General features: G+C 40.1%; 18 protein-coding genes and 2 pseudogenes. 14 read left to right on the top strand and 6 right to left on the bottom strand.

Translation table 11 applies throughout. The features are described 5' to 3' along the window. The 6 genes and pseudogenes from MSVAZ_RS21245 (at position 1) to modA (ending at position 7215) form a co-directional block, all read left to right on the top strand. Positions 1 to 315: a PDGLE domain-containing protein gene (locus MSVAZ_RS21245; RefSeq protein ID WP_048120687.1), complete on the top strand. Its 315-nt coding sequence runs from the start codon at positions 1 to 3 to the stop codon at positions 313 to 315. Between the two features lie 416 nt (positions 316 to 731). Continuing rightward, the gene (cbiQ, locus tag MSVAZ_RS10135) at positions 732 to 1667 is read left to right on the top strand and encodes a cobalt ECF transporter T component CbiQ (protein WP_048120685.1); all 936 of its coding nucleotides are present in this window, start codon (positions 732 to 734) and stop codon (positions 1665 to 1667) included. A gap of 7 nt (positions 1668 to 1674) precedes the next feature. Continuing rightward, positions 1675 to 2505 (top strand): energy-coupling factor ABC transporter ATP-binding protein, encoded by an 831-nt coding sequence (locus MSVAZ_RS10130; RefSeq protein ID WP_048120683.1) that lies wholly within the window; start codon positions 1675 to 1677, stop codon positions 2503 to 2505. A 646-nt stretch (positions 2506 to 3151) separates the two neighbouring features. Next, positions 3152 to 3982, top strand: coding sequence for a YihY/virulence factor BrkB family protein (locus MSVAZ_RS10125; protein WP_048120681.1), 831 nt, complete (start codon positions 3152 to 3154; stop codon positions 3980 to 3982). A gap of 149 nt (positions 3983 to 4131) precedes the next feature. Further along, positions 4132 to 5741, top strand: a pseudogene (locus MSVAZ_RS10120) (IS1634 family transposase). Between the two features lie 619 nt (positions 5742 to 6360). Then, positions 6361 to 7215 carry a molybdate ABC transporter substrate-binding protein gene (modA, locus tag MSVAZ_RS10110; RefSeq protein ID WP_048120678.1) on the top strand — a complete coding sequence of 285 codons (855 nt, stop codon included), beginning with the start codon at positions 6361 to 6363 and terminating at the stop codon, positions 7213 to 7215. A gap of 328 nt (positions 7216 to 7543) precedes the next feature. Here modA and MSVAZ_RS10105 read toward each other — a convergent pair whose 3' ends face one another. Further along, on the bottom strand, positions 7544 to 7732 hold the full coding sequence (locus MSVAZ_RS10105) for a hypothetical protein (RefSeq protein ID WP_048120677.1): 189 nt from the start codon (positions 7730 to 7732) through the stop codon (positions 7544 to 7546). Between the two features lie 389 nt (positions 7733 to 8121). Here MSVAZ_RS10105 and MSVAZ_RS10100 point away from each other — a divergent pair, with 389 nt between their 5' ends. Both MSVAZ_RS10100 and MSVAZ_RS10095 read left to right on the top strand, forming a co-directional pair. After that, complete coding sequence (locus MSVAZ_RS10100; RefSeq protein WP_048120675.1) at positions 8122 to 9627, top strand: DEAD/DEAH box helicase; 1506 nt, start codon at positions 8122 to 8124, stop codon at positions 9625 to 9627. Beyond that, positions 9614 to 11548: a DUF790 family protein gene (locus tag MSVAZ_RS10095; protein WP_048120673.1), complete on the top strand. Its 1935-nt coding sequence runs from the start codon at positions 9614 to 9616 to the stop codon at positions 11546 to 11548. Before MSVAZ_RS10100 ends, MSVAZ_RS10095 begins: the two co-directional genes overlap by 14 nt. 158 nt (positions 11549 to 11706) lie before the next feature. Here the strand turns inward: MSVAZ_RS10095 and MSVAZ_RS10090 are convergent, their stop codons facing one another. Next, complete coding sequence (locus tag MSVAZ_RS10090) at positions 11707 to 12585, bottom strand: SDH family Clp fold serine proteinase (protein WP_232316053.1); 879 nt, start codon at positions 12583 to 12585, stop codon at positions 11707 to 11709. A gap of 187 nt (positions 12586 to 12772) precedes the next feature. Next, complete coding sequence (locus MSVAZ_RS10085) at positions 12773 to 13090, bottom strand: DMT family transporter (RefSeq protein ID WP_048120671.1); 318 nt, start codon at positions 13088 to 13090, stop codon at positions 12773 to 12775. A gap of 140 nt (positions 13091 to 13230) precedes the next feature. On the opposite strand from MSVAZ_RS10085, the gene MSVAZ_RS10080 reads away from it, so the two are divergent. From MSVAZ_RS10080 to MSVAZ_RS10070, 3 genes are all read left to right on the top strand, one after another. Then, a complete protein-coding gene (locus MSVAZ_RS10080) occupies positions 13231 to 13428 on the top strand; it encodes a hypothetical protein (RefSeq protein WP_048120669.1) in 198 nt (65 codons plus the stop codon). Between the two features lie 79 nt (positions 13429 to 13507). Then, positions 13508 to 14596, top strand: coding sequence for a radical SAM protein (locus MSVAZ_RS10075; RefSeq protein ID WP_048120668.1), 1089 nt, complete (start codon positions 13508 to 13510; stop codon positions 14594 to 14596). Positions 14597 to 14720: 124 nt separating this feature from the next. Further along, positions 14721 to 16445 carry a hypothetical protein gene (locus MSVAZ_RS10070; RefSeq protein WP_048120667.1) on the top strand — a complete coding sequence of 575 codons (1725 nt, stop codon included), beginning with the start codon at positions 14721 to 14723 and terminating at the stop codon, positions 16443 to 16445. A gap of 259 nt (positions 16446 to 16704) precedes the next feature. Here MSVAZ_RS10070 and MSVAZ_RS10065 read toward each other — a convergent pair whose 3' ends face one another. After that, a complete protein-coding gene (locus MSVAZ_RS10065) occupies positions 16705 to 17454 on the bottom strand; it encodes a class I SAM-dependent methyltransferase (RefSeq protein WP_084626118.1) in 750 nt (249 codons plus the stop codon). 552 nt (positions 17455 to 18006) lie between these two features. On the opposite strand from MSVAZ_RS10065, the gene mtbC reads away from it, so the two are divergent. From mtbC to MSVAZ_RS10050, 3 genes and pseudogenes are all read left to right on the top strand, one after another. Beyond that, positions 18007 to 18651, top strand: a complete 645-nt coding sequence (gene mtbC / locus MSVAZ_RS10060; RefSeq protein ID WP_048120666.1) for a dimethylamine corrinoid protein MtbC — start codon at positions 18007 to 18009, stop codon at positions 18649 to 18651. 63 nt (positions 18652 to 18714) lie between these two features. Beyond that, positions 18715 to 20118 (top strand): annotated as a pseudogene (mtbB, locus tag MSVAZ_RS10055) ([dimethylamine--corrinoid protein] Co-methyltransferase). A gap of 23 nt (positions 20119 to 20141) precedes the next feature. Next, complete coding sequence (locus tag MSVAZ_RS10050; RefSeq protein ID WP_048120665.1) at positions 20142 to 21656, top strand: APC family permease; 1515 nt, start codon at positions 20142 to 20144, stop codon at positions 21654 to 21656. 244 nt (positions 21657 to 21900) lie between these two features. Here the strand turns inward: MSVAZ_RS10050 and MSVAZ_RS10040 are convergent, their stop codons facing one another. Beyond that, on the bottom strand, positions 21901 to 23163 hold the full coding sequence (locus MSVAZ_RS10040; RefSeq protein ID WP_232316052.1) for an ATP-binding protein: 1263 nt from the start codon (positions 23161 to 23163) through the stop codon (positions 21901 to 21903). Positions 23164 to 23845: 682 nt separating this feature from the next. Continuing rightward, a complete protein-coding gene (locus MSVAZ_RS10035) occupies positions 23846 to 24730 on the bottom strand; it encodes a hypothetical protein (RefSeq protein WP_048120659.1) in 885 nt (294 codons plus the stop codon). Positions 24731 to 24981 lie beyond the last annotated feature (251 nt).

Raw genomic sequence — 24981 nt, 5'->3', positions numbered from 1 at the left:
ATGGAGAAAATAATAAGAAACTTAAGCATTGGCTTGATAATCCTTATGATTTTTGCACCATTAGGTCTTTTGGCCGTCGGCGAAACCTTCGGTGAGTGGGGACCTGAAGAGGTCAAGGAGAAGCTCGGTTTTGTGCCTCCAGGGCTTGAGGAGCTCTCTGATTTCTGGAGCGCTCCAATGCCTGATTATGCTTTTGCGGGCGGCGATGAGTCGATGACCATGTCTTCTGTAGCATATATTCTGTCAGCAGTGATAGGAGTAGTAATATGCGGTGGCCTACTGTATTTTATAGGAAAAAAAGCTGCCAAAAATTAAAATTTTTAAATATTGCCGTGAGTTTATCATATATTGAAAACAAATATAGCTCTTTGCTGTTTTGTGTGGATATCTTATAATGTCTCCATAAATACCAATGCGGTCTTGAATTGAAAATCATTTTATCCATATGGAATGACGAAAAGCCACAAATATTTGGTATTGTGAGAATTTCAATAAACCCGTAAGTTTGAGGGATCGTTTATAATACTTATAAAATATAGATTAATGAGATTTATTGAAATTCTCTATAATTTGGTTCTCTTTATGTGGAATTCCTTTCCCATAACTTTTGGAATATAAAATTTTGTATAAAATCGGCACCTTTTTGTAATTTTAATTTTTGTTTATTTTTATAATTAACTCATATCATATTTTAATACTAGCTGGAATTCAGGTTTTAGAGTGGGTTAACAATGATCCCAGATTGGATGAAAAAAACAGATACCGTTTCATGTCAGTGCTCAGCGGTGCATCACGGTAAGAAAGGTTTTATAGGAAAAACGATTGACGGAATCTTTGGCTTTTTGGAAGAAGCTTTTGTCTCGGATAGCTTCTCGAAACGCGATGGTTTCCTGCAAAGTTTGGACCCTAGAGCCAAGCTGATTTCCATCCTGACCGTGATATTCGCAACGAGTTTAATCGGAGACCTGAGAGTACTGATCTTTGTTTATATGCTTACTCTGCTTTTTGCATATCTCAGCAAGATCGATGTCTTATTCTTTATCAAGCGGGTGTGGCTCTTCATACCAATTTTTGCAGGAATCATCGCCATACCAATGATCTTCAATGTTTTCTTTCCAGGAGACCCTCTTATCAGGTTAGCTTATCTTGGCCCTGGGGCACACCTGGGACCGTTTTCACTCCCCGAGAGCATATATATCACCAAACAAGGCGTCAACTCTGCTGTGATATTTATAATGCGTGTCGCAGCATGCGTATCTGCCGTAGTTTTGCTTTTTCTCACCACGCCTCAGCAGGTTCTTTTTAAATCTCTGCGCTCGGTCGGCGTTCCTAAAATCTATGTTTTCACGCTGGAGATGGCCTACAGGTACATTTTTCTGCTAACTGATATGGTGCGGGAGATATACATTGCCAAGAAAGCCAGGACCATAAAGACTGGAGGCATGTTCGAGGAGCAAAAGTGGGTTGGTGGACGAATCGGCTATACGCTAATAAGGTCTCTGGATACAAGTGAAAAAGTTCATGCATCCATGATGTCCAGAGGGTACAATGGTGATGTTAAGATAATGCAGGAGTTCAAAATGCGCAATCGCGATTACATTTCAGTGGCAATTGCGATATCCATGAGCGTATTGCTAGTGTTGATCTCCCATAACATCATAAGGTGATATGAACATGGAAACAATTTTTGATGTGAAGAATGTATCATATACATATGTTGGAAAAATAAATGCATTAAATGATATCAGCTTCAAGGTGATGCCAGGTGAGCAAATCTCTATAATGGGTTCTAATGGGAGTGGGAAATCGACTCTACTGACCCTTCTGGATGGACTTATATATCCTACTTTGGGAGAATTCTATGCTTTTGACAATGAGATAAGCGAAGATGTTTTCGATGCCATTAAAGATAATGAATTCAGGTCTTATTTCAGGAAAAGAGTAGGATTTGTCTTTCAGAACTCAGATGTACAGCTCTTCTCGTCCACAGTTTATGAAGAGGTTGCCTTTGGACCCCTGCAACTCAATATGACTCTGGAAGAAGTTAAAACCAGAGTGATAGAAGTCCTGGAGATGATTGGAATTACCAAGCTTAAAGATCGATATCCTCATACACTGAGTGGAGGAGAGAAGAAAAAAGTCTGTATAGCCGCTGTTTTGGCTAATAACCCGGATGTCCTTCTATTGGATGAGCCCACTGCAGGATTGGACCCAAGGACTCAGCTCTGGTTGATAGAGCTATTACAGGAACTTGGGAAGGCAGGAAAGACGATAATTACCGCTACTCATGACCTTGAAACAGTAGCGCAGATTAGCAAAAGAGCCATAGTAATGGGTGAAGATCATAGAATTGTTGTGGATGGAGATGTGGAAAAGGTGCTCAATAACAGGGAACTTTTACTTTCTACAAATCTTATCCATGAACACATGCACGTTCACGGCAAGCTTATGCATGAACATTTACATGCTCACTATAGAGAGCATATACACGAGTACAAAAATTGAGTTGCTTTATTTCATTTAAATTATTTTCAGTCATTATTTTCCAATTCTTCACACAATATATATTAAAAAAATCTTCTAAATGTTCCTTTTTATTTTATTTTATTTTTCTCTTCATTAATAATTTCTATTTTAGGGTCCTTAAAAATTGGTCCGCTTTTTAAGGATTAATGAGCTTTATTTTTTAGATTAAATATTGTTTCATTATCCCCCAGAGTAAAATACATATGAAAAACAATTTATTTTGTATTTAAAGTAAAATATTCTTTCAATTTCAGTTTTAGATGCTGATTAGTCCTTCTTTAATGTTAAATTTAGTATAAAGAAAAAATGTGATCGAATGCCATAATTACAAATAAATATAGTTTGTCAAAAATAAAGTTATTATTACATTCGGTTCTCAATTTTAAAGCTTAATTTTAGTTATTATTTTAAAATTTGGATTTTTCGAGTGTATTTTTGCTTGGGGAACTCAAATTACATACATATAATCTCAAATAAGCATTTTGGGATCTTAATTTACACACTGATTTTGGAGGACCCTATTCTATTTTCTTTTTTACTCCATCCTTTGCAGAAACAGCAAAGTCCACAAAATTTAATAAGAACTATTTAATAAAAGTGCAATATATTACATATCGGGGAAAATATGAGCCGGGAATACGTAAGAAATCTGGTTACCAGAACGATAAAGGAATGGCTGGAAGATGATGCAATGACTTACAGCGCCGCGCTGGCGTATTATTTTGTACTGAGTCTTCCTGCTCTCCTGTTATTTTCAGTATCTATAGGGAGTATTTTTTTGAAATCTGAAAATCTCCAGAGTACAATAATAAACCACCTGCAAGGAGCCGCTGATGAGAGAATCATCAATATGACAATTCTACTTTTCGAACGTATTCCGGAACTAAATTCTCTCTCAATAAGCGCATTAATAGGTTTTGTATTTCTTCTCTGGAGTGCGAGTAACGTTTTCAGGCAATTGAAGAATTTCCTTGAGAGAGCATGGGATATCAAACCCGCTGAATCCAGTAGCATTAAAGATTTTACAAAGGATGCAATCATGTCCTTTGTTATTGTTATTTTCTTTGGAGGGCTGCTTGTAATGAGCATATTTGTTGAAGGATTTCTTTATGCGGCTTCAGAATTGTTCCAGCAATTTCTACCATTTTCACCTGTAATTGCTGATTATACAGGTCCAATAGCCAGCTTCCTTATTCTTGTGCTGTTTTTCATACTTGTGTATAGAGTGCTTCCCGATAAGAGTTTTGATTTGAAATCGGTTTTTGTAGGGGCTCTCGTAACAGCATTTCTTGTAACAATAGGAAAATACGCTATTGCACTTTTTTTTGCATACAGTAACCCTACAAGCGTATATGGAGCATTAGGGTCTGTTATAGGATTATTTCTTCTATTTTACTATTCCTCAATTATGATTACGCTTGGTGCGGAGTTTACAAAAGTTTATTCGGAATCTTAAAAATGGGTAGTCCGCCATTATTCGGTTGATTTTTGGTATTTCATCGTTATTCGGTTGATTTTCTGGTATTCCATCATTACACCCTAGATTCGGCAGGTAAACATATAAGTTAATATAATTAATTTTCATATTTCTTTTCTTGATCTTCCATGGCAGATAAAAACAACAGTAGAAGAGTTGAATCCTCAATAAAACGTACAAGCTTCTTAGGTCACCTTGGTCTTATTGCTGGAGTTTTCCAAGAGCTTGAAGTTGACAAATTGATCGATGAGAAACTTCCTAAAGAACGAGATCACAAGGTTCCTCACTCCGTCTGTATCCTTGCCATGGTACTCAATGGTCTTGGTTTCATAGGGCAACGTCTGTACCTTTTTCCTGATTATTTCAGGACTATTTCTATAGGAAGACTTTTTGGAGACAGCGTCACACGAGAAGACCTGAATCAATATGCTATTGGAGAAACTCTTGACAGAATCGTAAAGTATGGTCCTACAAAACTGTTTACTGAAATCACTCTTCACATTATGAATCGTCTACCTATTCCTGTCCATTGTTTACACGCTGACACTACAAGTGTCAGCGTTTATGGGGATTATGAAGACGAAGAAACTGAGTATATTGATATTACTTTTGGAATACCCAAAAACGGAAGATGGGACCTCAAACAATTTGTTTTGAGCTTGATTGTTAATCAGCATGGAATACCACTTTTCATGAACACCCATTCAGGGAATGCTTCAGACAAAAGCACAATTCTGGAAGCAATCAAGTCTCTCAAATCAGCTTTAAGACCTGAAAGCAAAGTGTACTATGTAGCTGATAGTTCTTTTTACACTGATAATAATATCAAGAACATAGGAAAGTCATTCTGGATCAGTCGTGTTCCTGCACAATTACTGAGCAAAGGAACTGCTAAATGCAATCTAAACCTGAAACGTGAAAGCGACGAAGATACTCATTTTATCAAACTTTGTGGATTATGGTGGAGTAACAAAAGTGGGTTTTGTACTCTCTCATAAAATGAAGAAAAAAAGAGTACTCCTCAGAAGAGCTGAAAAAAGCTGAAAAAGCAGAAAAGTCGCTTAAAAAACTGGCAGGAGATGACTTTTTCTGTGAAGAAGATGCATTAAAAGCAGCAGAAAAATGGATTGCAGATTTCCCTTCCGTTCTTTTTGAAAAAGTAGATTTGAAAACCATTAAAAAACGCGAAGCAGGTAAAAAAGGCAGACCTTTAAAAAATGAAAAATTAAAGACATATTATAAGATTGATGGGGTTATAAAGGTTAATGATGCTTTTGTTTTAAAAGAAATGGAAAAAATGGGACTTTTCATTCTTGCAAGTAATGATATCAGTCTTTCTCCTGAAGAGATGCTGAAGTATTACAAAGGACAGGATAAAGTAGAAAAAGGATTCAGATTTTTGAAAAGTGATGCCTTTAGCATATCGAAGGTTTATCTCAAGAATAAATCAAGAATTGAAGCGTTGACAATGATAATGGTTCTCTGCTTAATGATTTATTCTATTGCAGAATGGAAATTAAGGACAAAGTTAGAAGAAGAAAATGAAACGGTTCCAGATCAAAAAGGGAAACCAACAAAAAGACCAACAATGAGATGGATATTTTTCAAGTTTCAGGGAATTACAGAACTTATAACGCAGAAAAAAGGGAAAACAAAGTCAGAAATACTGAATATGGAAGAAATTCACTGGAAAATATTGAGTCTCATGGGAGAGAAATATGAAAATATATATCTATAGTTGCGTTAACCTGCCGAATCTAGGTTACACGGTTGATGTTTTCGTGATTAATTTTCCGGTGCTGAAAAAAATGCCTTATGTTTCGTGCATCAAGCATGCTATTAACCTTACTGAATTGCAAAAAAGGTACGATAAGCCACTAAAAATGTTTTGGAAATAACACCAACTAACTAATAGTGCAATGACCTAAAAATGCTCACCTCAAGAAATAAGGGCTAATTATTCTTTTAATTTTGATTCTGTCTTATTTTACGATTTGTTTTTCATGAAATTCCGGTATCTGTTAAATCCTGGTATAAAAAGATTTGTTAAAGAGCTGTATCCGACTGTAAACTATCCATAAGTCGATCTTAAAATTCTCTTTGAGACCGGCACCGGGAATCTTCTTATACTATTAAAAGAAATGTGAGAAAAACGTTATGTACTAGTAAACATAACGCATTATTTGCCATATATTTCCTCTGACTAACGCGACTTATAACATAATATTGCCTTGTCAGAAAATACAGGCATGAGTAAAATAAAAAAACAACTTGTATTGCCGCAGGTTCATTGTTATCAATTCTGAATTCAACCGCGTAAGTACTTAATTATAATAATGTTTTGAGTAGGTGAAATTGTGAGAAAAGAACTGATAGTTCTGTTAGTAATATTAGGAGTATTCCTTGCAATAGGGTGTACTGGTAATGGAAATGAAGCTACAAACGAAACTGTTACTCCAGCCACAAACGAAACGGGTGCAGCCACAAATGAAACGTCGGTTTCTGAACAGAACCCTGACGCTATAACAGTATCTGCCGCTGCCAGCCTTACCGAAGCTTTTACGGATATGGAATCCCAGTTTGAAACTGAAAACCCTGGCACGGATGTGAATTTAAATTTTGCAGGGTCAGGAAATCTGCGTAAACAGATCGAAGGAGGAGCTCCAGTTGATGTTTTTGCTTCTGCTGACCAGAAAAACATGGACATGCTTGCCAATGAGACCCTTATCGACAACAGTACCAGGAAAGACTTTGCTGAGAACTCCCTTGTGCTCATAGTCCCTTCAAACAGCGATCTTAATATAACCGGAATAAAAGACCTGACAGCCTCAGATGTGGGGAAAATCAGCATTGGAAACCCCGAAACTGCCCCTGTAGGCAAATACACAACCCAGGCATTGACTGACGCAGGACTCTGGGACCAGCTAAAAGATAAGACGATACTTGCTGAAGACGTTAAACAAGTACTCACATACGTGGAAAGAGGAGAGGTTGATGCAGGTTTTGTGTACATGACCGATGCAAAGGCCGCAGACCCCGGAACTATAAAAATCGTTGCTACCGTCCCTGTTAATACTTCCATCAGTTATCCTATAGCCTTAGTTTCTGCTTCTGATAACAAAGAAGAATCACAGGAATTCGTGGATTTCGTAACTGGAGAAGAAGGACAGGAAATACTGGAAAAATACGGATTTACTCCAGAATCCGAATAAAAAATAAGCTAAAAACATAAAAAATGATTTCCATGCTTGGCAAGATATGGTTTCCTTTATTTCTTAAGCTCCGGGCATAGCCATATCTTCTATTCTCTTCCTTTGCGTGGCGTTAATCATGGCTTATGTGTTTGTAAGGCCGTGATTTTCGGGGAAAAGGGCTTGCGGGGTTATTCGTGACCCTTCCCCTTGTCCTTCCCACCGCTGTAACTGGTTACCTTCTTGTGAATTTGAAATGCCATCTCTAGCCTAGCTAATCAGAGAAAAAAACTCGGTGAGTGGAAGGTGAGAGATTTCCACTCAATTTGAAGAGGATACAAAAGTAGAGTTATAAAGCTATAGTCTCACTTTCTTTTTTCCGCTTGAAAATTGCAGTTACTCTGCCTTCTTCATCGATATCGTTCTTCATCAGAATCAGTTCCCACCCTTCATTTCCTATTCTTTCAAGTTCGCTCATCAATTGCGGCATGTTTAAGCCGTTAAGCTTGCGAGAATCATACTCCCATAGATGTATCATTTATTACGCCCCCGTTGACGATAAAGATAAATTTTTTAATGTTTATATTGGAATAAAACTATAAATAACCTGAACAAAAGAAAAAAAGCAATCAGGTATTTGCCTCAAACAAAGCTATCTTTTTCCTTCTTCAGGCTTGTTTTGTCGGGATGATCCATACAAAAATTCGGGTAAATTAAACATCCTGAGATAGTTGAAAACGTAGTCAAGCATCTTTATTATGATTCAGCCTTCTTGAGCGAACGAGGTGAGCGAAAAGGGTTAGTCCACCCGAGATGAGAATCTGGTGACGGAACTCGGGTTGGAGAGCAGCAACTCTAACTTCGGGCAATGGAAACCGAGGCTGATAACTCAATTATTATATATAATGTCCAGACTTTTAATAAACAATGATCAAAATCAGCTTCAAGCAGGGAACGCTTCTTATAGAAGGTAATGTGAGAGTTCCCAATGCAGTCTGGGATGAAAGAAGCGGAAATTTTAGAGCTCTTGCTCTTTATTACAGAGATATAACAGATTATCTGAAAAATTCTAAGATCCCTTTTAAAGACGAAGTTCTTGACCTCTTCCCCTGTCCTGACCTGGCAGCAGCTTATGAAGCGTCCGGAAAGAAACTTAAGTTAAGGGATTATCAGGCTGAAGCTCTTGTGACCTGGGGAGAAAATAATAGATGGGGAGTGCTTGTCCTGCCAACAGGGAGCGGAAAAACTCTTGTTGGGATCAGGGCAATTGCAGGCTGCAATACCCCTGCCCTTGTGGTTGTCCCGACGCTTGATCTGCTTGAACAATGGAAAAAACAGCTTGAAGAAGCCTTTTTAATGGAAATCGGAAAGCTTGGGGGCGGGGAGAAGAAAATTCTTCCGATAACCGTTTCCACATATGACTCTGCTTACATTCACGCCGAAACTCTCGGGAACAGGTTTGGTCTCCTTGTTTTTGATGAAGTCCACCACCTGCCTGCAACCGGATACAGGAGCATTGCTGAGTTTTCCGCAGCGCCTTACAGGCTTGGGCTGACAGCCACTTACGAACGGGAAGACGAATTACACTCGGAGCTTAACAGGCTTGTCGGGGGAAAAGTATACGAAAAGCACGTATCGGAACTTGCAGGCAGCCACCTTGCTCCTTACAGAATAAAACGGATAGCTGCTGCACTTACGGATGAGGAAAGAAAAGAATACGACAAATGTTATTCGGCTTATACAGATTATCTCCGGAAAACCGGGATGGTTCTTCGGGGGCCAGGGGATTTTCAGAAACTGGTTATGAGAAGTGGGAGAGACCCTGAAGCCAGAAAAGCCCTTCTTGCAAGAAACGTAGCAAGAGAACTTGCTTTCAACACGGAGTCTAAAATTGAAAAGTTAAAAGAGATCCTGAATACACACAGGGAAGACAGGGTCTTCATTTTTACGGAACATAACCGTCTTGTCCACCGGATTTCCAGGGAATTTCTTATCCCTGCAATCACTTACAGGACGCCTGCAAAAGAAAGGAATTCCATCCTTGAGAAGTTCAAGGAAGGAAAATACAGGGCTGTAGTTACTTCAAAGGTTCTTGACGAGGGCATAGACGTCCCCGAGGCAAACATAGGGATTATAGCAAGCGGTACAGGGAGTAAATTAGCGTATATCCAGCGCCTGGGAAGGATCCTCAGGAAGAAAGAAGGAAAAGAAGCCATACTCTATGAGATTATATCCGAAGAAACGACCGAAGCCGGAACTGCCAGGAGAAGAAAAGAAGCTGTTTCAAATCAAAAAGGCTCTGGAAGATCAACGCAGGAAAATCAAATGAAGAGAGAATCAGGAAAGGAAAACCAGATAAAAAAAGAACAAGGAAAGGAAAAACAGATGAAGAACGAAAAAAGCTCAGGAGGCGGCTCACCTGCTCACTTCTGACCTTCTTGTAACCCGCATCTCCGGAGGGAAAATAAAGCCTGTATACGCAGCTTTTGATCCCGAAAACCTTGAACCTGCAAGGCTTCTGATAGAGACTTTCGAGCAGCATATCGGAAAAACCTATGGTGACCTTCTGGCTGAACTTGATGGTTACGAGGAAATGAATTACCGCTTTATCCGGGGTCTTTCCCAGCTGCTTGGAAGGCGCACCGTTATAGAAACAGATGCAGCTGTTGACCCGTCTCTGGCGAGAGAAGCTGTTTTTGAAGCCTGCGGAGGCATGGCACTTTCTCCTGCCGAGAGAAAAGAGGCTCTGCGAAATGCTGCAAAAAAACTTTCAATTTCGGAAAAAGAACTTGAAAAAGCACTCTGGGCGGACCTTGAGGAAAACCAGGTCGTCAAAAGTTTCGTACCTCTTTCTCCTGCAGAAATCCTAAAACAGTACAATATTTCTCTGACTCAGACTCTGCTTTTCCGTGCAGTTGACCTCGATATCTGGATAAAAGGCGATTTTCAGAAAATCCTCTGGAAAATCCTTCGTTCGGGGCTTATGTATTCCCTTGAAGATACTGATGAGGAAACAGGCAAAATCGATAGAGAAATCAATAGAGAAATCAATAGAGAAAAAGAAGGAAAGGAAGGAAAAACCAGAGAAAACTTCGAAGAATTAAAAGCCGTTCATCTGCACCTTGACGGGCCTGCCTCTCTTTTTCGGATCTCGGAGCGCTATGGGAATTCCTTTGCAAAAATCTTTCCTGCACTGCTGAGGTCAAAAGGCTGGAGGCTCAAGGCAGGCATTCTTCACAAAGGCTACCAGGGGAAACGCATCCTGAATTTTACCCTTGATGACTCAGAAAAGTTTTTCAAAATCACTCCTGAAGCAGCAGTGTACCCAGAGGCCCTTTCGCCAGAGCTTCAAATTAAAGAAGAAAAGGAAAAATATGAAGCTGGGAAAGAAACTGGGAAAGAAACCGGGAAAGAAACTGGGAAAGAAACCGGGAAAGAAGCTGGAAAAGAAGCCAGGATTGAGGAAATCGATGCCGAAGAAGCTACATATGACAGCACTCTTGAGCAGATGTTTGGCAGCCTCAGTCTGGGAAGCTGGAAAATAAAAAGGGAGCCAACGATTCTTAAAGCCGGAAAATACGCTTTTGTTCCGGACTTCTCTCTCCATAGGGACGGAATGAGGGTATACCTGGAAATAGTGGGTTTCTGGACTCCCGAATATCTGGAAAATAAGATTGAGAAGCTCAAGCAGGTAAAGGAACCTGTAATTCTCCTGATTGACAGAAAACTCAAGTGTTCTGAAAAGGATTTCCCTTCGCAGGACGTAATCTTCTTTGACAAAAAAATCCCTGCAAACGAAGTCATGCAAATACTCAGAAAGTACGAGGGAAAAAAGCTTTTAGAAGACCGGTCAAGACTGGAGGAAATGGAATTTCCAATTTCAGGAGAACTGGTAAACCTTGAGGAAATCGCAGTCGGAAAAGGAGTCCTGCCAGATGCTTTAAAGGAAGTGGTTGCAGACAGGCTCGCAAAAGCTGGAGAACTGAAAGAAATCGGGGAGTTCGGAAAAATCAGAGAATCAGAAAGAACTGGAGAGTTCGAAAAAGCAAGAGAGTTAGAAGAAATCAGGGAATCCGGAAAAGCCGAAGAATTCGGAAAGGTCGAAGATCTGGAGAAATATAAAAATTACGTACTCCTTGAAAACTACTTAATTCACAGACAACTGCTTGAGAGAATAGATCAAGAACTTGAAAGACCGGGGGCAGTAGAAACGTATGCTGATGCGGTAAAGGTTTTTGAAGGTTTCGGGCTTGACCGCAGCCTCTATTATCCAGTGCTTGAACAGCTAGAGTATAAGGTTATATGGGCAGGGCTGAGTGAGGAGAGTGCAAGGGTGAAGAAAACAGGAGTTTGAATAAAATTCACAGTAGTTTGAACTAAAGTTTTTAGATAAAAACGGGTTGAATAAAAATATCCTATGAAATAATGGATAAATTTAATAGGTTATGTAAATTTATTTCCAAGGCCTAAACTTCTCTAACTTCACTTCTTCAAGCCAATTTTCATTCCAGTTTACTCAGTGTATTCCACACTCTTTTTTACAGGCTTAAAGAGCTTCATAAACTCGTGCACGTCCTCCGGAAAATCCGTACTGACAACAAGCCCTATTTCTTTTGCCTCGCCGGCTGAGAGAGGAGTGCTGTGGATCATTTCTCCGCTGACCAGTTTTTCGACCACTTCATCGAGCCTGCTTTCCCCAGCCGGGCCTGGCTGGATTTTGCCTTCAAGAAGCTCTTTTGCAACATTTCTGGTGAATTTGAGAGCTTTTCTTGAGATATCGCTCATAACAAGGGTGATGTCATCGGATTGTTCCTTTTTTGTTTCTGCAGCATATATCCAGGAGGGAGCAGGGTACATCCCGCGAATAAAGTCTCCTATCTGGGGGTCGATTGGCCCGATAACCGCGTCCTTATCCATCACGATTTCATTTGCGGCAAGGGCGATGATTGTGCCTCCTGACATCGAATAGTGAGGAATAATAACTTTCGTGTTTTTCGGGGGCCGCCGCAGGGCGCGTGCGATCTGGATACTGGAATGGAGCTGACCGCCTGGCGTGTGCAGGATCAGCTCAAGCGGGTAATCTTTGTATTTTCTTATCCAGCGCAGGATCTGCTCGGCATCTTCTTCATCTATGTACTGGTAGGCCGGTATCCCGAAAAGAGAGATTGCCTCCCGCCTGTGAATCATAGTGAGCACCTTGCAGCCGTGGCTTTTTTCCATAGCTTTCAGTTTTGCCATGCGCCGCAACCGGATTTGTTTTAGCTGCGACTGCGGGTAGATTATTGCATAGAGAAACAGAAGTACAAACAGAAGGGACATTAAATCCCAGAGACTAATTGTCGTGCTGTCAAGCGTAACCAGAATATTCCCCCAAAAGTCTCCCGCGGGCATCTTTAAAGCTAATTTTTGACCACTTGATCAAAAGGTAAGATAAAATCGGAACCAAAACAACCCTCGGGTTTAATCCCATTATAAATTGTCTTGCAGGTTTTTAATTTTTGGCTCCCAACCGCAGAAAAAGGTCTACTTCCAGTAGTACAGGAAAGGCCCTGAAAAAGAACAGGAGTTCTGCAAAAGGTTATGGAGAAATTATCCTGAGCCCGATAATCCCTGAGAATATTAAAATAACACAGAAAGCCCTGGCAAAGTCCATGGGCTCATTAAAGAGCAGGACTCCAAGAATCGTAGTGCCGATAATCCCGATTCCGGTCCAGACCGCATAGCTGGTTCCGATTGGCAGAGTCTTCAGGGACTGGGAAAGAAAATAGAAGCTAAGAGACATGCACACGACGGTGAAGATGCTTGGATAAAGCTTCGTGAAACCTTCCGTATATTTCAGACCTATTGCCCAGGCTGCTTCAAAAAGACCTGCGATAAAAAGAAAGAACCATTCCATTTTCGTTCCCAACCTGCTTATGTGAATTTTTAGAGTTACCCGTGAGGATAGCAGTCAAAAAGTGTTAAAAGCCTTTTTATTCTTATAACCTTGCATGTGAAGAGCCTGGAAAAGCCTATTCGTTTCTAAAAAGTACGCTAATGAATGTAAATCCAGATTTAATAAACCAGCAAAATCAGCAATTAAAAAATCAAAATAGAAGTCTGAACTGGAACTCAAACTGGAAATCAGAACTGGAAATCATAACCGGAAATCAGAACTGGAACTCAAACTGGAACTCAAACTGGAACTCAAACTGGAACTCAAAACTGGAACTCAAAACTAAAAATCAGAACTAAAAATCAGAACCGGATATTGGAATTAAAACCAGAAGAAACAGACAATAAACCTTTAACCCATGTGGAATAATATTTCAGTATGGCAGCCCCGAAGTACCTGAAACGTTACTTCAAGGTGCAGAGAGATGAAATGCCTTCCCTTTTTAAGATAACCGAAAGAATTCCGGTCCAGTTTGATCCAGGCATGCAGCTTGAAGAGCTAAGGAAAATTCATGGTAACGAGATCGAAGAGTACCGAAAACTCAAAGAAGACCTTGAACGAGAAGCCGCGGAAGTCCTTGACTATAAAAATGCAAATGACAGGCTGGCATTTTTTACCAGAAGCTTCCTGGAGCTTCCAAAAGCCAGTCCCTCTCTTCTTGACCTTAAAATTGCGATTGTAGACAGAATGCTGAAAAAATGCCAGTGCTGTGGGTGGCGCTGTGAGGTTGACAGGAAAGCCGGCGAAAAAGGATTCTGCAGGCTGACAGACCTTTCCAATTATGCTTCTGAGTTCCTGCACATGGGAGAAGAGCCTGAGCTTGTACCATCTCACACGATATTTTTTACAGGCTGTACCTTTGCCTGCGTTTACTGCCAGAACTGGGATATTTCGACCTGTCATGATGCTGGAATTCGAATTGAGCCCAGGAAACTTGCAAAGCTTATCGACCTCCGGAGAATGCACGGGGCAAGGAACGTAAATTTCGTTACCCCGACTCCGCACGCGCATACCGTCCTGAAGATAGTCCGGGAAATCTCTGTAAATACGCCTGTGGTCTGGAACTCAAATATGTACCATTCCCCTGAAATTGCAGAAATCCTCGAAGGGGTTGTGGATGTCTACCTTGGAGATTTCAAGTACGGAAACGATGTATGCGCCCGGAAATACTCAAAAATAAAAAATTACCTGGAAATCGTGCAGCCAAATTTCGAATTCGCCTACAAAACCTCCGAAATTCTCCTTCGCCATCTTGTGCTGCCAGGCCATCTGGAATGCTGTACAAGGCCGATTGCCGAATGGGTTGCAAAACATATCCCTCAAATCAGGTTCAACCTGATGTTCCAGTACAGGCCATGCTACCGGGCTATGGAGTATCCGGAGATTGGACGCCGCCTGACTCAGGAAGAAGAGGTTAAGGCGATCGATATTGTGAGAGAGGCAGGGATTGAGGATTTACTGGTCTGATTGTACATGTAAATGAACTGTGCTGTTTTTGGAAGGAAATGGCAGAAGAGTAGGTGGGGCCCACATTCAACATAATATATATAAAAAAGAATATATTTATATTTGAATTTACAAATTACTATTTATGGGGAGGGGAAGCGGAGTCTGTAAATTTCTATTAATAATTTTCACTTTTAGTTTGCTGGTTCAGGGGACCTGGGCAGCAGAAGCAAATAATGAAACAAATACGAATTCAAATGACACAATAGCAGAGATTAATGGCTCAATAAACGGTAAAATAAATGGTACAATATATAACGAAACAAATAAAACAATAATTGGCACTATAAATGGTACTGTAAATGGCACAGTAGATGGTACTGTAAGAAACACACAAATGTTTTCATGGGCTCTTCTATTACCACTTTTTTTTGGGTGTTTTCTTTTTTTAGGCTGGGTATGCAGATATTTCCCTGAATTAACTTCTTGTTTTGTGTTACTTATGTTATTATTGTTATTAGCTGTGATATTATTAATAGGATCTACCAAAAGTAATCTAGTACTTTTATCGATTCCGTTAGTACTCCTGCTTTTATTATACGAGTTGTATTATGAGATCAAAGAACTAGACTCTAAAAATAGAAAATTAAATTTTGTTTTATTACTTGATGCGATATTATTAATATATTTTATAATAGTGTTATCAAATTTTACTAAATATATTTTAGTACTCGAATACATTTTAGTAATTTTAGTTACTATTTTATTAATACACCTGCTATTATTATACGTTGCTTATAATAAATATACAAAAATAGAGGATGATACAAAACTAGATAGAAATATAGAAGAGAACTTTCTTTTCAAGGCAAGAAGTATTAACATAATTGGCGCCCTACTTATATGGCCTGCCATACTGGTTTATTTTTATTATTATAAAATACAATATGTTACCTTTAATGGAATTGAGGATTTAAAGTTCCCTGTCTATATAATAACTGCCTCGCTCATTGGTATTATCTCTTACAGTCTTTTAAGCATCGAACAGAATTTCAGTTACCTTATTCCGGAGTACGAAAAATTAAGCAAAGTCTGGTCGTACCTCCGGAGATTCCTTATTGCACCTTTTATAGCGATCATAGGTTTTTACTTGTTGATTTACCTCTTACATATAAATATGGCAGGAGATCTAAAGGATATAAATCATTTTTTTGTATTCGTATTTTCTTTTATTGTTGGTGCATTCACCAAAACAATAGAAGAATGGATATATGCATGGGTTCAAAAGTTTCTCCCAGGGGATAAAAAGATTGAGTTTGAATCCAGAATCCAAAATGAGGTTAAAAATTCTGACTTTGTCAAAAAACTGGGACTTGACGAAGAGGTTGCATATAGGCTGTACAATGCGAAAATACGAAAAATAGATGAACTTGCATTTTGTAATCCTAAGTATCTGTTTAATAAATTTAACAGTAATATCCGAGACCTAGAAGGAGCAGATCTTCCTGCTGAAAAATCTTATTTAATTGAGTCCATTAGAATGTATGTAAAAATGGCACAAGAATACAAGGGAATGGATGAGAAATCAGAATTAGTCAAAGAACTAGGAATGGGCAGAGATCTGGCATTCAAACTTTATTATTTCGCAGATATAAGAAATATTGATGACCTGAAAAACTGTAATCCAAATGATGTATTTGAGAAAATCTGCGACTGCAAAAGCGAAGCAGAAGCATTAGCAAATAGCGAGAATAAAAATATTGAAAAGGTATATGAAGAGTTATGTGGATACTCAATGACAAAAATCAAAGAGTTCCAAGAAAAAGCACAGAAAGCAGAAAAAATAGCTGGTGGAATAAGTTTAAGCTGAAAACGAGGTCGTCGCCATGAGTCAAGAGATACAACCGAAGATAATACATAATCAGGAAAATCTGGGTACTGCAGGCAAGCTGGAATAAGAAGGTAAAGTTTCTTCCACTTTTTAGGAATTCATTTGCCTTTTTCAGTTCATCCTTTTAAGTCCGAAACATTATTGGGTCGTGGGTTTGAATCATTGAAAACCGAAAGCGCAAGAGTCTCTCAATATATTCATTAAATGCGTGGGATGTACTCGCTTTTTCGGAATTGATCTATAATTCGGGGACACGACCCATTATTGCATGATACTTATATTCATAGTACATTGATTGTATATAGCGCATCTCTAAATCGTGTTTGTTCGCAATTTTCTGGATTTTGTAAGGGTTGTGGGTAAAACCGTAAATGTTTCTCGGACGGTTTTTTAAGGCCGACAATATTGAACTCTGAAAATCGCAACCTACTCGGTACAAAGCTTTTAAAAGCCCTGCATTCGGTGCAAATACTCCTAGTTTCCACAATGGGTATAATCGCGGGTCCAGTATGTCAAAAAATACTATTTTACCGTCTGTACTGAGATACTCTGATGCCTTAGCAATAAAGTCATCAATTTCTTGAAACGTTAAGTACTGAATCACTCCGGCTGCAGTTATTCGATCAAAGTTTGAGTCAAGGTTTTCCCAGAGTGTCTCATGGTCAGCAAGTATAAGGTCAATATTATTACATTTTCTTTGACTGATTCTTTTACTTGCTTCTCCAAGCATGGATGGGGAAAAGTCTACTCCTAAAAGCTGGTCATATTCAGGAGCATAGTAGGTCAGGAGTTCTGCAGAACCACACCCGAAGTCAAGCAGCGTTTTGCCTCCGTCGAGGTGGAATAGTTTTTCCCTGGCTTCCATAGCAAGAAACTCCTCAGACGAATATCTGTGCCCTCCGTGTGTCTTATCTTTAAAAAAGCCTTCCCAAGTATTCTTTGGCCCCATATGTGTTTTTTTCATCTTTTTTCTACTTTCTACTTCCATGCCTCTTCCCCCTGATCTAATTCTTTACTACATATAATTTTTAATTTATATTTTAACAACTATGCTATTTATCAATTACATAATTTGTAATGAAGTAGCAGAGACTTCCAATTAATTTATTAAATAGAAAAATAGCGTATTCTGTTCTCTTCCAGAAAGAATCTTCAGGTCCCCTTATCTTAAGAATAGTACGCTATTTTCTTCACTCCCCCTAATACTCCTATTTTTGATAATGAAATATATACTTGATCTCTGGAAAGATAATGTCACTGAAGAATGCTAAGCTGAAGATATATTAACAGTACAAATTTCCAAAATTTTTTAGTATCAAAGCTTTTTTGAACTTTGTCTTATTTTAGAAAGTTAAACTCTTTATGAAAAATTTTGACATTCATATTTGCCGTTATTTTATAGTCTCCTTTATATTTTTAAGACCTTATTATATAATTTTAGAAAAATATATATAACATTAGTAGGAACTAACTTACCGTCTTCCGAATAATCATAAAGAAAAACGTCAACTACTTCCAAATAAAAATGGGACCGAAAAAAATGGCAGATACAGAAGGATTACTCCTCGAGATTGCTGATGCGGTAATCTCCTGTAAAAAGGAAAAAGTAATCGAAACGGTAGGAAAAGCGAAGTTAAAGCTCCCCCCAGAAGAGATCATAGAAAAAGGGCTCTCGTCAGGCATGAACCAGGTAGGAACTCTTTTTGAGAGAGGGAAACTTTTCCTGCCCCATGTGATGATGGCAGCCGACGCAATGACTGCCGGGGTAAAGCTGCTTGAAGAAGATTTGCCAGCAGGCACACAGGAAAAGAAACTGGGGGTTATCGTAAACGGAACTGTCGAGGGCGACGTCCACGATATCGGCAAGTCAATAGTCTCTACTATGCTCCAGTCCTCAGGTTTTGAAGTTTATGATCTTGGCAGGGATGTGCCTACAAGGAATTTCGTAGAAAAGGCAAAGGAAGTCAATGCTGATATGATCGGCATTTCCGCCCTTATGACGACGACCCTTCAGGGGCAGAGGGAGGTAATTGAACTCCTCAAGGAAGAAGGGCTCAGAGGCAAAGTAAAGGTTATGGTAGGCGGAGCCCCTGCAACCCAGTCCTGGGCTGACAAAATCGGTGCAGACTGCTATGCTGAAAACGCAAGCGAAGCCGTGGCAAAAGCAAAAGAACTGCTGCTATGAGCCTCAACTCTCAATAAAATCGATATCATCTAAACTAAGTTTGTCAAAAGGAGAATCATAAAAATGGCAACCGAATACGCTTTGAGAATGGGAGACGGGAAACGTGTCTTCCTTACCAAAGAAAAAATAATGGAGGAAATCGAAGCCGGTACTGCAAACGCTGCCGACCTTGGCGAGATCCCTACCCTGAGCGCCAATGAAATGGACAAGCTTGCAGAGATCCTTACCATGCCCGGCAAGGCTGTGAGCGTCGAACAGGGTATGGAAATTCCTGTAACACACGACATTGGTACTATCAGGCTTGATGGTGATCAGGGCAACAGTGGAGTTGGCATTCCTTCCAGCCGTTTAGTTGGCTGCATGATGCACGAGCGTGCTTTTGGTGCCGACACGATGGAACTCGGGCACATTGATTACAGTTTCAAGCCGGTAAAACCTGTTGTATCAAACGAGTGTCAAGCAATGGAAGTCTGTCAGCAAAACATGATCATTCCGTTGTTTTATGGGGCGATGCCCAATATGGGACTTTATTACACCCCTGATGGGCCTTTTGAGAACCCTGGCGACCTTATGAAGCTATTCAAGATTGATAAGGCAAAAGAATCCATGGAACACGCTGCCGAACACCTTACCAGAGACACGGTCTGGGTCATGCAGAAACTTTTTGCCTCCGGGGCTGACGGCGTTAACTTTGATACAACCGGCGCGGCAGGCGATGGAGATATGTACGGCACACTTTATGCAATCCAGGCCCTTAGAAAAGAGTTCCCTGATATGTACATTGAAGCAGGCATGGCTGGCGAGATGGTGCTAGGTATGCACGGAGAACTGGAGTATGATGGAATGCGGCTCGCAGGTTTATGGCCGCATGAACAGGCTCCGCTTATTGCAAAAGCCGGAGCAAATGTTTTCGGACCAGTATGCAACACCAATACCAGTAAGACCTCAGCCTGGAACCTTGCTCGTGCAGTTACTTTCATCAAAGCTGCAGTCGAAGCGTCTCCGATCCCCTGTCACGTAAATATGGGAATGGGAGTTGGCGGAATTCCAATGCTTGAAACTCCTCCGATTGATGCGGTTACCAGAGCAAGCAAGGCGATGGTCGAAATTGCAGGCGTCGACGGCATATAGATAGGAGTCGGCGACCCGATGGGTATGCCGATTTCCCACATAATGGCTTCAGGTATGACTGGAATTAGGGCTGCAGGTGACCTTGTTGCAAGGATGGAGTTCTCAAAAAATATGCGCATAGGCGAGGCAAAAGAGTACGTCGCAAAAAAACTCGGGGTCGCCAAGATGGACCTTGTGGACGAGCACGTTATGCGCGAGCTGCGTGAGGAACTAGATATCGGAGTTATAACGTCAGTACCAGGCGCTGCAAAAGGTATTGCTGCAAAAATGAACATTGAAAAGTTGCTCGACATTAAAATTAATTCCTGCAACCTATTCAGAAAGCAGATTGCCTGAAAAATTTGAATAAAGGTGATTTTATGAGCAGTGACCATTATCCTTCCCATCCTCAAACTGACCTGAATCCAGCAGGAGATTGCAGCAGGGCACACTGCGAGCCAAAGGAGCTTGAAAGAAGTATTGACTGGAAGCAAGGGCTTGCAATAGCTCTTGGCGTTCCTTTGTTAATCCTACCGTCGATAGGTTACTTTACAGGCTATGTCTGGGCTTTTTCAATAATATTATGGGGCCTGACTATTTTACTCGGCTTTATCCAGAACCTCGCATTCGGAGAGCTTGCAACGGTTTTTCCTAAGGCATCGGGTTTGCCAGGTTATACCCAAACCGTTTTTGGCTCAAATTCGAATAAAATTAATCAAGGAAAATTTAAGTTTGGTAAATTCATAGGTGGTTTCAGCGCCTGGAGTTACTGGTTCGGCTGGAGTCCTGTGCTTGCAATTTATGCGATCCTGATAGGGGACTACTTTCAGGGCTTGATACCAGCCCTTGCCGTAATCCCCAAGACTTTCCTTTCCTTATTGGTAGGTGGATTTATTTTTGGCTCCCTTGCAGTTATAAATTCAAAAGGACTCAAGAATGGAGCAAGAGCAGGGTACGTCTTAGCGGTAGTCTCTTTGATTCCTCTTATGGTTATTACACTTGCTCCATTCCTCACAGGGGACTTTCATATTGCTAATATCACAGGCTCTTGGTTCCCTGTTGACTGGACCTGGGACCTGCAACATGTACTCATCATTTTCGGGCTTTTCGCAATGGCAGAATGGAGTGCTTGTGCCTGGGAAACAGCAGCAATTTACGGGCCAGAATACAAGAACCCTAATACTGATACTCCAAAAGCACTACTAGTCTGCGGAGGAATTTGTCTTGTGCTTTATATACTGGTTCAGACATCTGTAATAGGCACTCTTGGAGTTGATCAAGTAATTGCCCAGCCTGTGTCTCCTATGCTTCCTCTTGCAAATATCTCTCTAGGTTCTCTTGGGGCTTCCATCTCGATAATAATGCTTATCGGAGCCATGCTACTGATTATCCAAACTGCATTTCTCTCCTCGGCAAGGTCAATTTATTCAATGTCAATTCAAGGCAATCTTCCCGCATTTCTAAGCAAACTGAACTCTCACGGACACCCGATGAATGCAATGGCTGCAGATGCCATGTTCAATATGTGTTTAATTCTTTTGGGAAATCCTACTGCAATTCTTGCAGCTTCTGCAATCGGGTATATGTGTGCTAACGGAATCAGTCTCTATACGTATTTCAAAGTAAGGAATGACCCTGAGTTCTCAAGGTTAGAAAGACCCTTTAAAGCCCCACGCGGCTGGAAAAACGTAGCACTGGCAACGGCAATTTTGAATGTTCCCTTCTTTCTTGTAGGGATAATTTACCTCAACAGCCTTGAACTAGGCTGGGCTACTACAGGGGTAGGTTTTTTCGTGCTTTGTCTCTACATCCCACTCTGGTTTTATTCCCAGAGAGAAGCAAAAGAAGGAAAAGCTGCGGAAAAAGATGTCATTCTTGGTGAAATTTCAGTGTAAGAAACTTAAGTATAAAACAAGAATCAAAGTAGCGAAATACAAACAGAGATCTCAGAATAAAAGGAACCTGAACTATTCCCTTAAGACTTTCTGATTTCGGGAAAAGTCCCGAATAGAAAATTAAGTTTGGAATATTCACGTTCCGGTTTTTTTTCATTTTTACCTTCTGTTACGTATTTCAGCACAGGTTCGGGAGTTATTATAACATTTTACATGAATGTCGCCTTTTTGCTCTTTATTTTCTTTATTCCAGCATCCATTTCCACACTGATTTAACCATGACTATTTTTTTTCCGTTTTTGCCATTAACTCTAATGGTCTCTTCTTCGTCCATTGTCAGAATAAGCCCCTCTTCAAGGCCGTACTCGTCCATAGCTTCCGTAAGCCCCAGAATTTCTCTTTCCATTACTGCAGGGTTTCCGAAGCAAACCGAAATCTGAATTGCAGCCGAAACTTTCTGGCTGTCTTTTTCCTTAATGATAAAATCACATTCTCTTTGGTTCCGGAAGTAGAATACCTGTTTTTCCCTTCTCAGCAGTTCAAGGAACACAAGGTTTTCAAATCTCAGTCCAAGGCTGTCGGGGTAACCGGGATATACTGCTTTGAAAAGGCCGGTATCGCCTGCATAAATCTTACAGGGAACGTCTTTTTCCTTCCCGCTTTCCTGGAGGCTGTTGAGTTTTGGGACCCTGTAAAGTAAGAAAATGTCTTCTAGATAGTCCAGATAGGTGTTTATGAGTTCCCCGCTTTCGATTCCACTAATTTTTTTCAGGGTGTCGGGGGAATATTCCGAAGCCATGTTCGAAATTAGAAATATGACAAGCTTTTTTAACTTCTGGACATCATATCCGGCTGCAGCGCCTTTTTTCAACTCTTCTTCAAAATATTTACGGGAAAGACTGATGTCATCTTTTTTGATTACATCCGGAAAACCACCGTTTTCGAAATACTGCAAAAACATGCATAATAGCTCATCACTGCTTGATGGCGTTAGAAAATTAGGCTCTGCTATTCTGTTACCTTTAATCTGCAGGTATTCCCTGAAAGAGAAAGGAAAAAGCCTTAAAATTTTACATCTACCTGAAAACCTGGAAGAAAACTCATTTATTAATTTTGATCTCGATGAAGTTAGATAAATTTCTGCCCCCTGCCTGTGAAGCCTGTCAACCCAGTTCTCCCAACCCTGAAGATTCTGGATTTCATCAAAAAAGTAGAAAATTCGCCCTTCTCCGTCTTCAGTTTCTTTTTTGCGGATTTCGGCTGCAGTCTCCTCAATAGCCTGTAAATCTCCAGATACCGGCTCCGGTATCTGCCTATCTTCAAAATCAATATAAATTTTTACTCCAACCATATTACTGGCAACCTGGCTCATGAAAGTGGTTTTACCTGCATGAGTGGGTCCAGAGATGAGTTTAATTTCACTGCCTTCCACGGAACAGCAAGGGAAGATCTCTCTGGGGATTAAATCCGGGGCATTTTGAAAAAAATTGTGGTGACTGCAGATCATGGGGAGGGGCTCCAATTTTTGTCTGTTGTCAAAATTTTGCATGTTATCAAAATAATTTGTGAGATGAAACTATATAGTTTTTCTGGCGCTAATAAGTCTTTCATCCAGCAATTATCTGAAAACATAAAACTAGAAAATTTACAAAAATAAAGGAGATTCTTGAATGCTCATGAACTTAAAATTTTCATTAGCAGAGAGCGTTTTTCTATAAACACCTGCGTAATTAAGGTATCAATTTAATGGGATTAAAAAAAATTCATAGAAACATATAAATAATTGGGCAAGTGTGACCCAATTATAAGTAAGAATCAGATCAACAGGTAAAGATCAGGTTTTTTAAGTTTTTCTGGAATCTTATTCGTTTTTTGGTTCAGAAACTATTTTTGTTTTCCCGCAGCGCATACATACGAAATACTTTTCTCTTACATTTGAAGCATGGACTACCCCTAAGTAAAAGACTTATGGGCTTCCTGAGTTATCCATGTCCCCTGAGTTAAACTCAGGGGTTTTACGCTTTGTCATATCAATATAGGACTTACGCACTTGAGAAACAGAATCAATTACGGTAAAAACTGTGGATTAAAGTCCCGTTTTAAACAGTTAACGGTTTGCTGTGGTTGATTTTTCAGTTCAACTGCGTAAGTCCTAAATAGATGAGTTAGAAAATTTCTCTTCCCTGAATTTACAGAGTAGATTGGATTTTTTTCTGAAGAACTTTTATTTCCTGGAACTTCTCCATTTTTTCTTCGGAATCCGTACAACTGATATCTTTAAAGTTATCCAGAGATACTTCCGCCACAATTGAGGAGTTATTTAGAGCCTTTTCTTCAGCCTGGACTCTCAGAGTCTCAAGTGTCCACTGGCACTGCAAAACGGCGTCATTAAGCTCCTTCTTTACAGATAGTTTTCCTATCTCTTCTATGGAAAGCGCTGTTGAACTCAGAGCTTCATCAAAATAATTCTCAGCTGCAATCTTACCTATTTCCTCAAGCAAAAGCATGCTGCTTATAGTTTCAAGTTCAAGGCTTTTTGCTGCAACCTTTTTCCCGATCTCTCCCAGGCCCGTTACTGCACTGAGTACAACGTCCTCCATACCATTTATAGCAGCAGAGATTCCGATCTCTTTAAAGAGCAAAGAAAAGGCAATTACTTTTTCCTGATCCCACTTTTCTGGGAAGAAGTTCCAGATCTCCATCAGGGTTGTAGCAGCGACCTTTGAACCGGCTTCAAGGGAATGTGCGGCTGCAGTTTTTCCAAGTTTTCCGATTGCTATGAAAGCCCTGCCCAGGGCAGACTCAAATCCCTTGTCTGCTGCTTTCCTTGCCAGTTTCCCGAGGGACAGGATAGAATTGATCGTAACGAGCTCCATCTCTCTCTCTGCAGCTGCCTGTGCGCCACTCTCAATCGATAGGATAACTCTCTCGGCATCTGCCTCTTCATTCTCTGAAAGGAAATCTGCCGCAATTCCTGTAAGGGAGTCAAGGGCCTGGAAAGCTCTGCTCTCATCTCCCTCGTCAACTGCAGATAAACTTACTTCAACTGCCTCTGCCTCATTTAATGTAATCATTCTTTTTGCCCCTCTCTATTGTTAGTATCCCTCTTCATTTTTAGCGTCCTTTATTATTGATAGAACACATTAAGCTTCAACTTTTATCCCGCAGGTTTTATAATTCTTGCCTGTATGTTTCATCACTATTTTCGACTTCAGATTATTGCGTAAGATATACGGGCTGCGCAGGAAATAGAGTCTGGCTTACTCTATGAAGTTACGAGGTTATTAGTGTTACTATTTTGTAACCGAAGCAGTTCATTCAAAAA

This window comes from Methanosarcina vacuolata Z-761 (assembly GCF_000969905.1).
GTDB classification, from domain to species: Archaea; Halobacteriota; Methanosarcinia; order Methanosarcinales; family Methanosarcinaceae; genus Methanosarcina; species Methanosarcina vacuolata.
This window is presented reverse-complemented; position numbering and strand designations above follow the sequence as displayed.

Excerpts from the sequence above, each read along its gene's own strand:
- MSVAZ_RS21245 (WP_048120687.1), top strand. The coding sequence starts at position 1 with ATGGAGAAAATAATAAGAAACTTAAGCATTGGCTTGATAATCCTTATG.
- cbiQ (WP_048120685.1), top strand. The coding sequence starts at position 732 with ATGATCCCAGATTGGATGAAAAAAACAGATACCGTTTCATGTCAGTGC.
- MSVAZ_RS10130 (WP_048120683.1), top strand. The coding sequence starts at position 1,675 with ATGGAAACAATTTTTGATGTGAAGAATGTATCATATACATATGTTGGA.
- MSVAZ_RS10125 (WP_048120681.1), top strand. The coding sequence starts at position 3,152 with ATGAGCCGGGAATACGTAAGAAATCTGGTTACCAGAACGATAAAGGAA.
- MSVAZ_RS10105 (WP_048120677.1), bottom strand. The coding sequence starts at position 7,732 with ATGATACATCTATGGGAGTATGATTCTCGCAAGCTTAACGGCTTAAAC.
- MSVAZ_RS10100 (WP_048120675.1), top strand. The coding sequence starts at position 8,122 with ATGATCAAAATCAGCTTCAAGCAGGGAACGCTTCTTATAGAAGGTAAT.
- MSVAZ_RS10090 (WP_232316053.1), bottom strand. The coding sequence starts at position 12,585 with ATGCCCGCGGGAGACTTTTGGGGGAATATTCTGGTTACGCTTGACAGC.
- MSVAZ_RS10085 (WP_048120671.1), bottom strand. The coding sequence starts at position 13,090 with ATGGAATGGTTCTTTCTTTTTATCGCAGGTCTTTTTGAAGCAGCCTGG.
- MSVAZ_RS10080 (WP_048120669.1), top strand. The coding sequence starts at position 13,231 with ATGAATGTAAATCCAGATTTAATAAACCAGCAAAATCAGCAATTAAAA.
- MSVAZ_RS10075 (WP_048120668.1), top strand. The coding sequence starts at position 13,508 with ATGGCAGCCCCGAAGTACCTGAAACGTTACTTCAAGGTGCAGAGAGAT.
- MSVAZ_RS10070 (WP_048120667.1), top strand. The coding sequence starts at position 14,721 with ATGGGGAGGGGAAGCGGAGTCTGTAAATTTCTATTAATAATTTTCACT.
- MSVAZ_RS10065 (WP_084626118.1), bottom strand. The coding sequence starts at position 17,454 with ATGGAAGTAGAAAGTAGAAAAAAGATGAAAAAAACACATATGGGGCCA.
- mtbC (WP_048120666.1), top strand. The coding sequence starts at position 18,007 with ATGGCAGATACAGAAGGATTACTCCTCGAGATTGCTGATGCGGTAATC.
- MSVAZ_RS10050 (WP_048120665.1), top strand. The coding sequence starts at position 20,142 with ATGAGCAGTGACCATTATCCTTCCCATCCTCAAACTGACCTGAATCCA.
- MSVAZ_RS10040 (WP_232316052.1), bottom strand. The coding sequence starts at position 23,163 with ATGATCTGCAGTCACCACAATTTTTTTCAAAATGCCCCGGATTTAATC.
- MSVAZ_RS10035 (WP_048120659.1), bottom strand. The coding sequence starts at position 24,730 with ATGATTACATTAAATGAGGCAGAGGCAGTTGAAGTAAGTTTATCTGCA.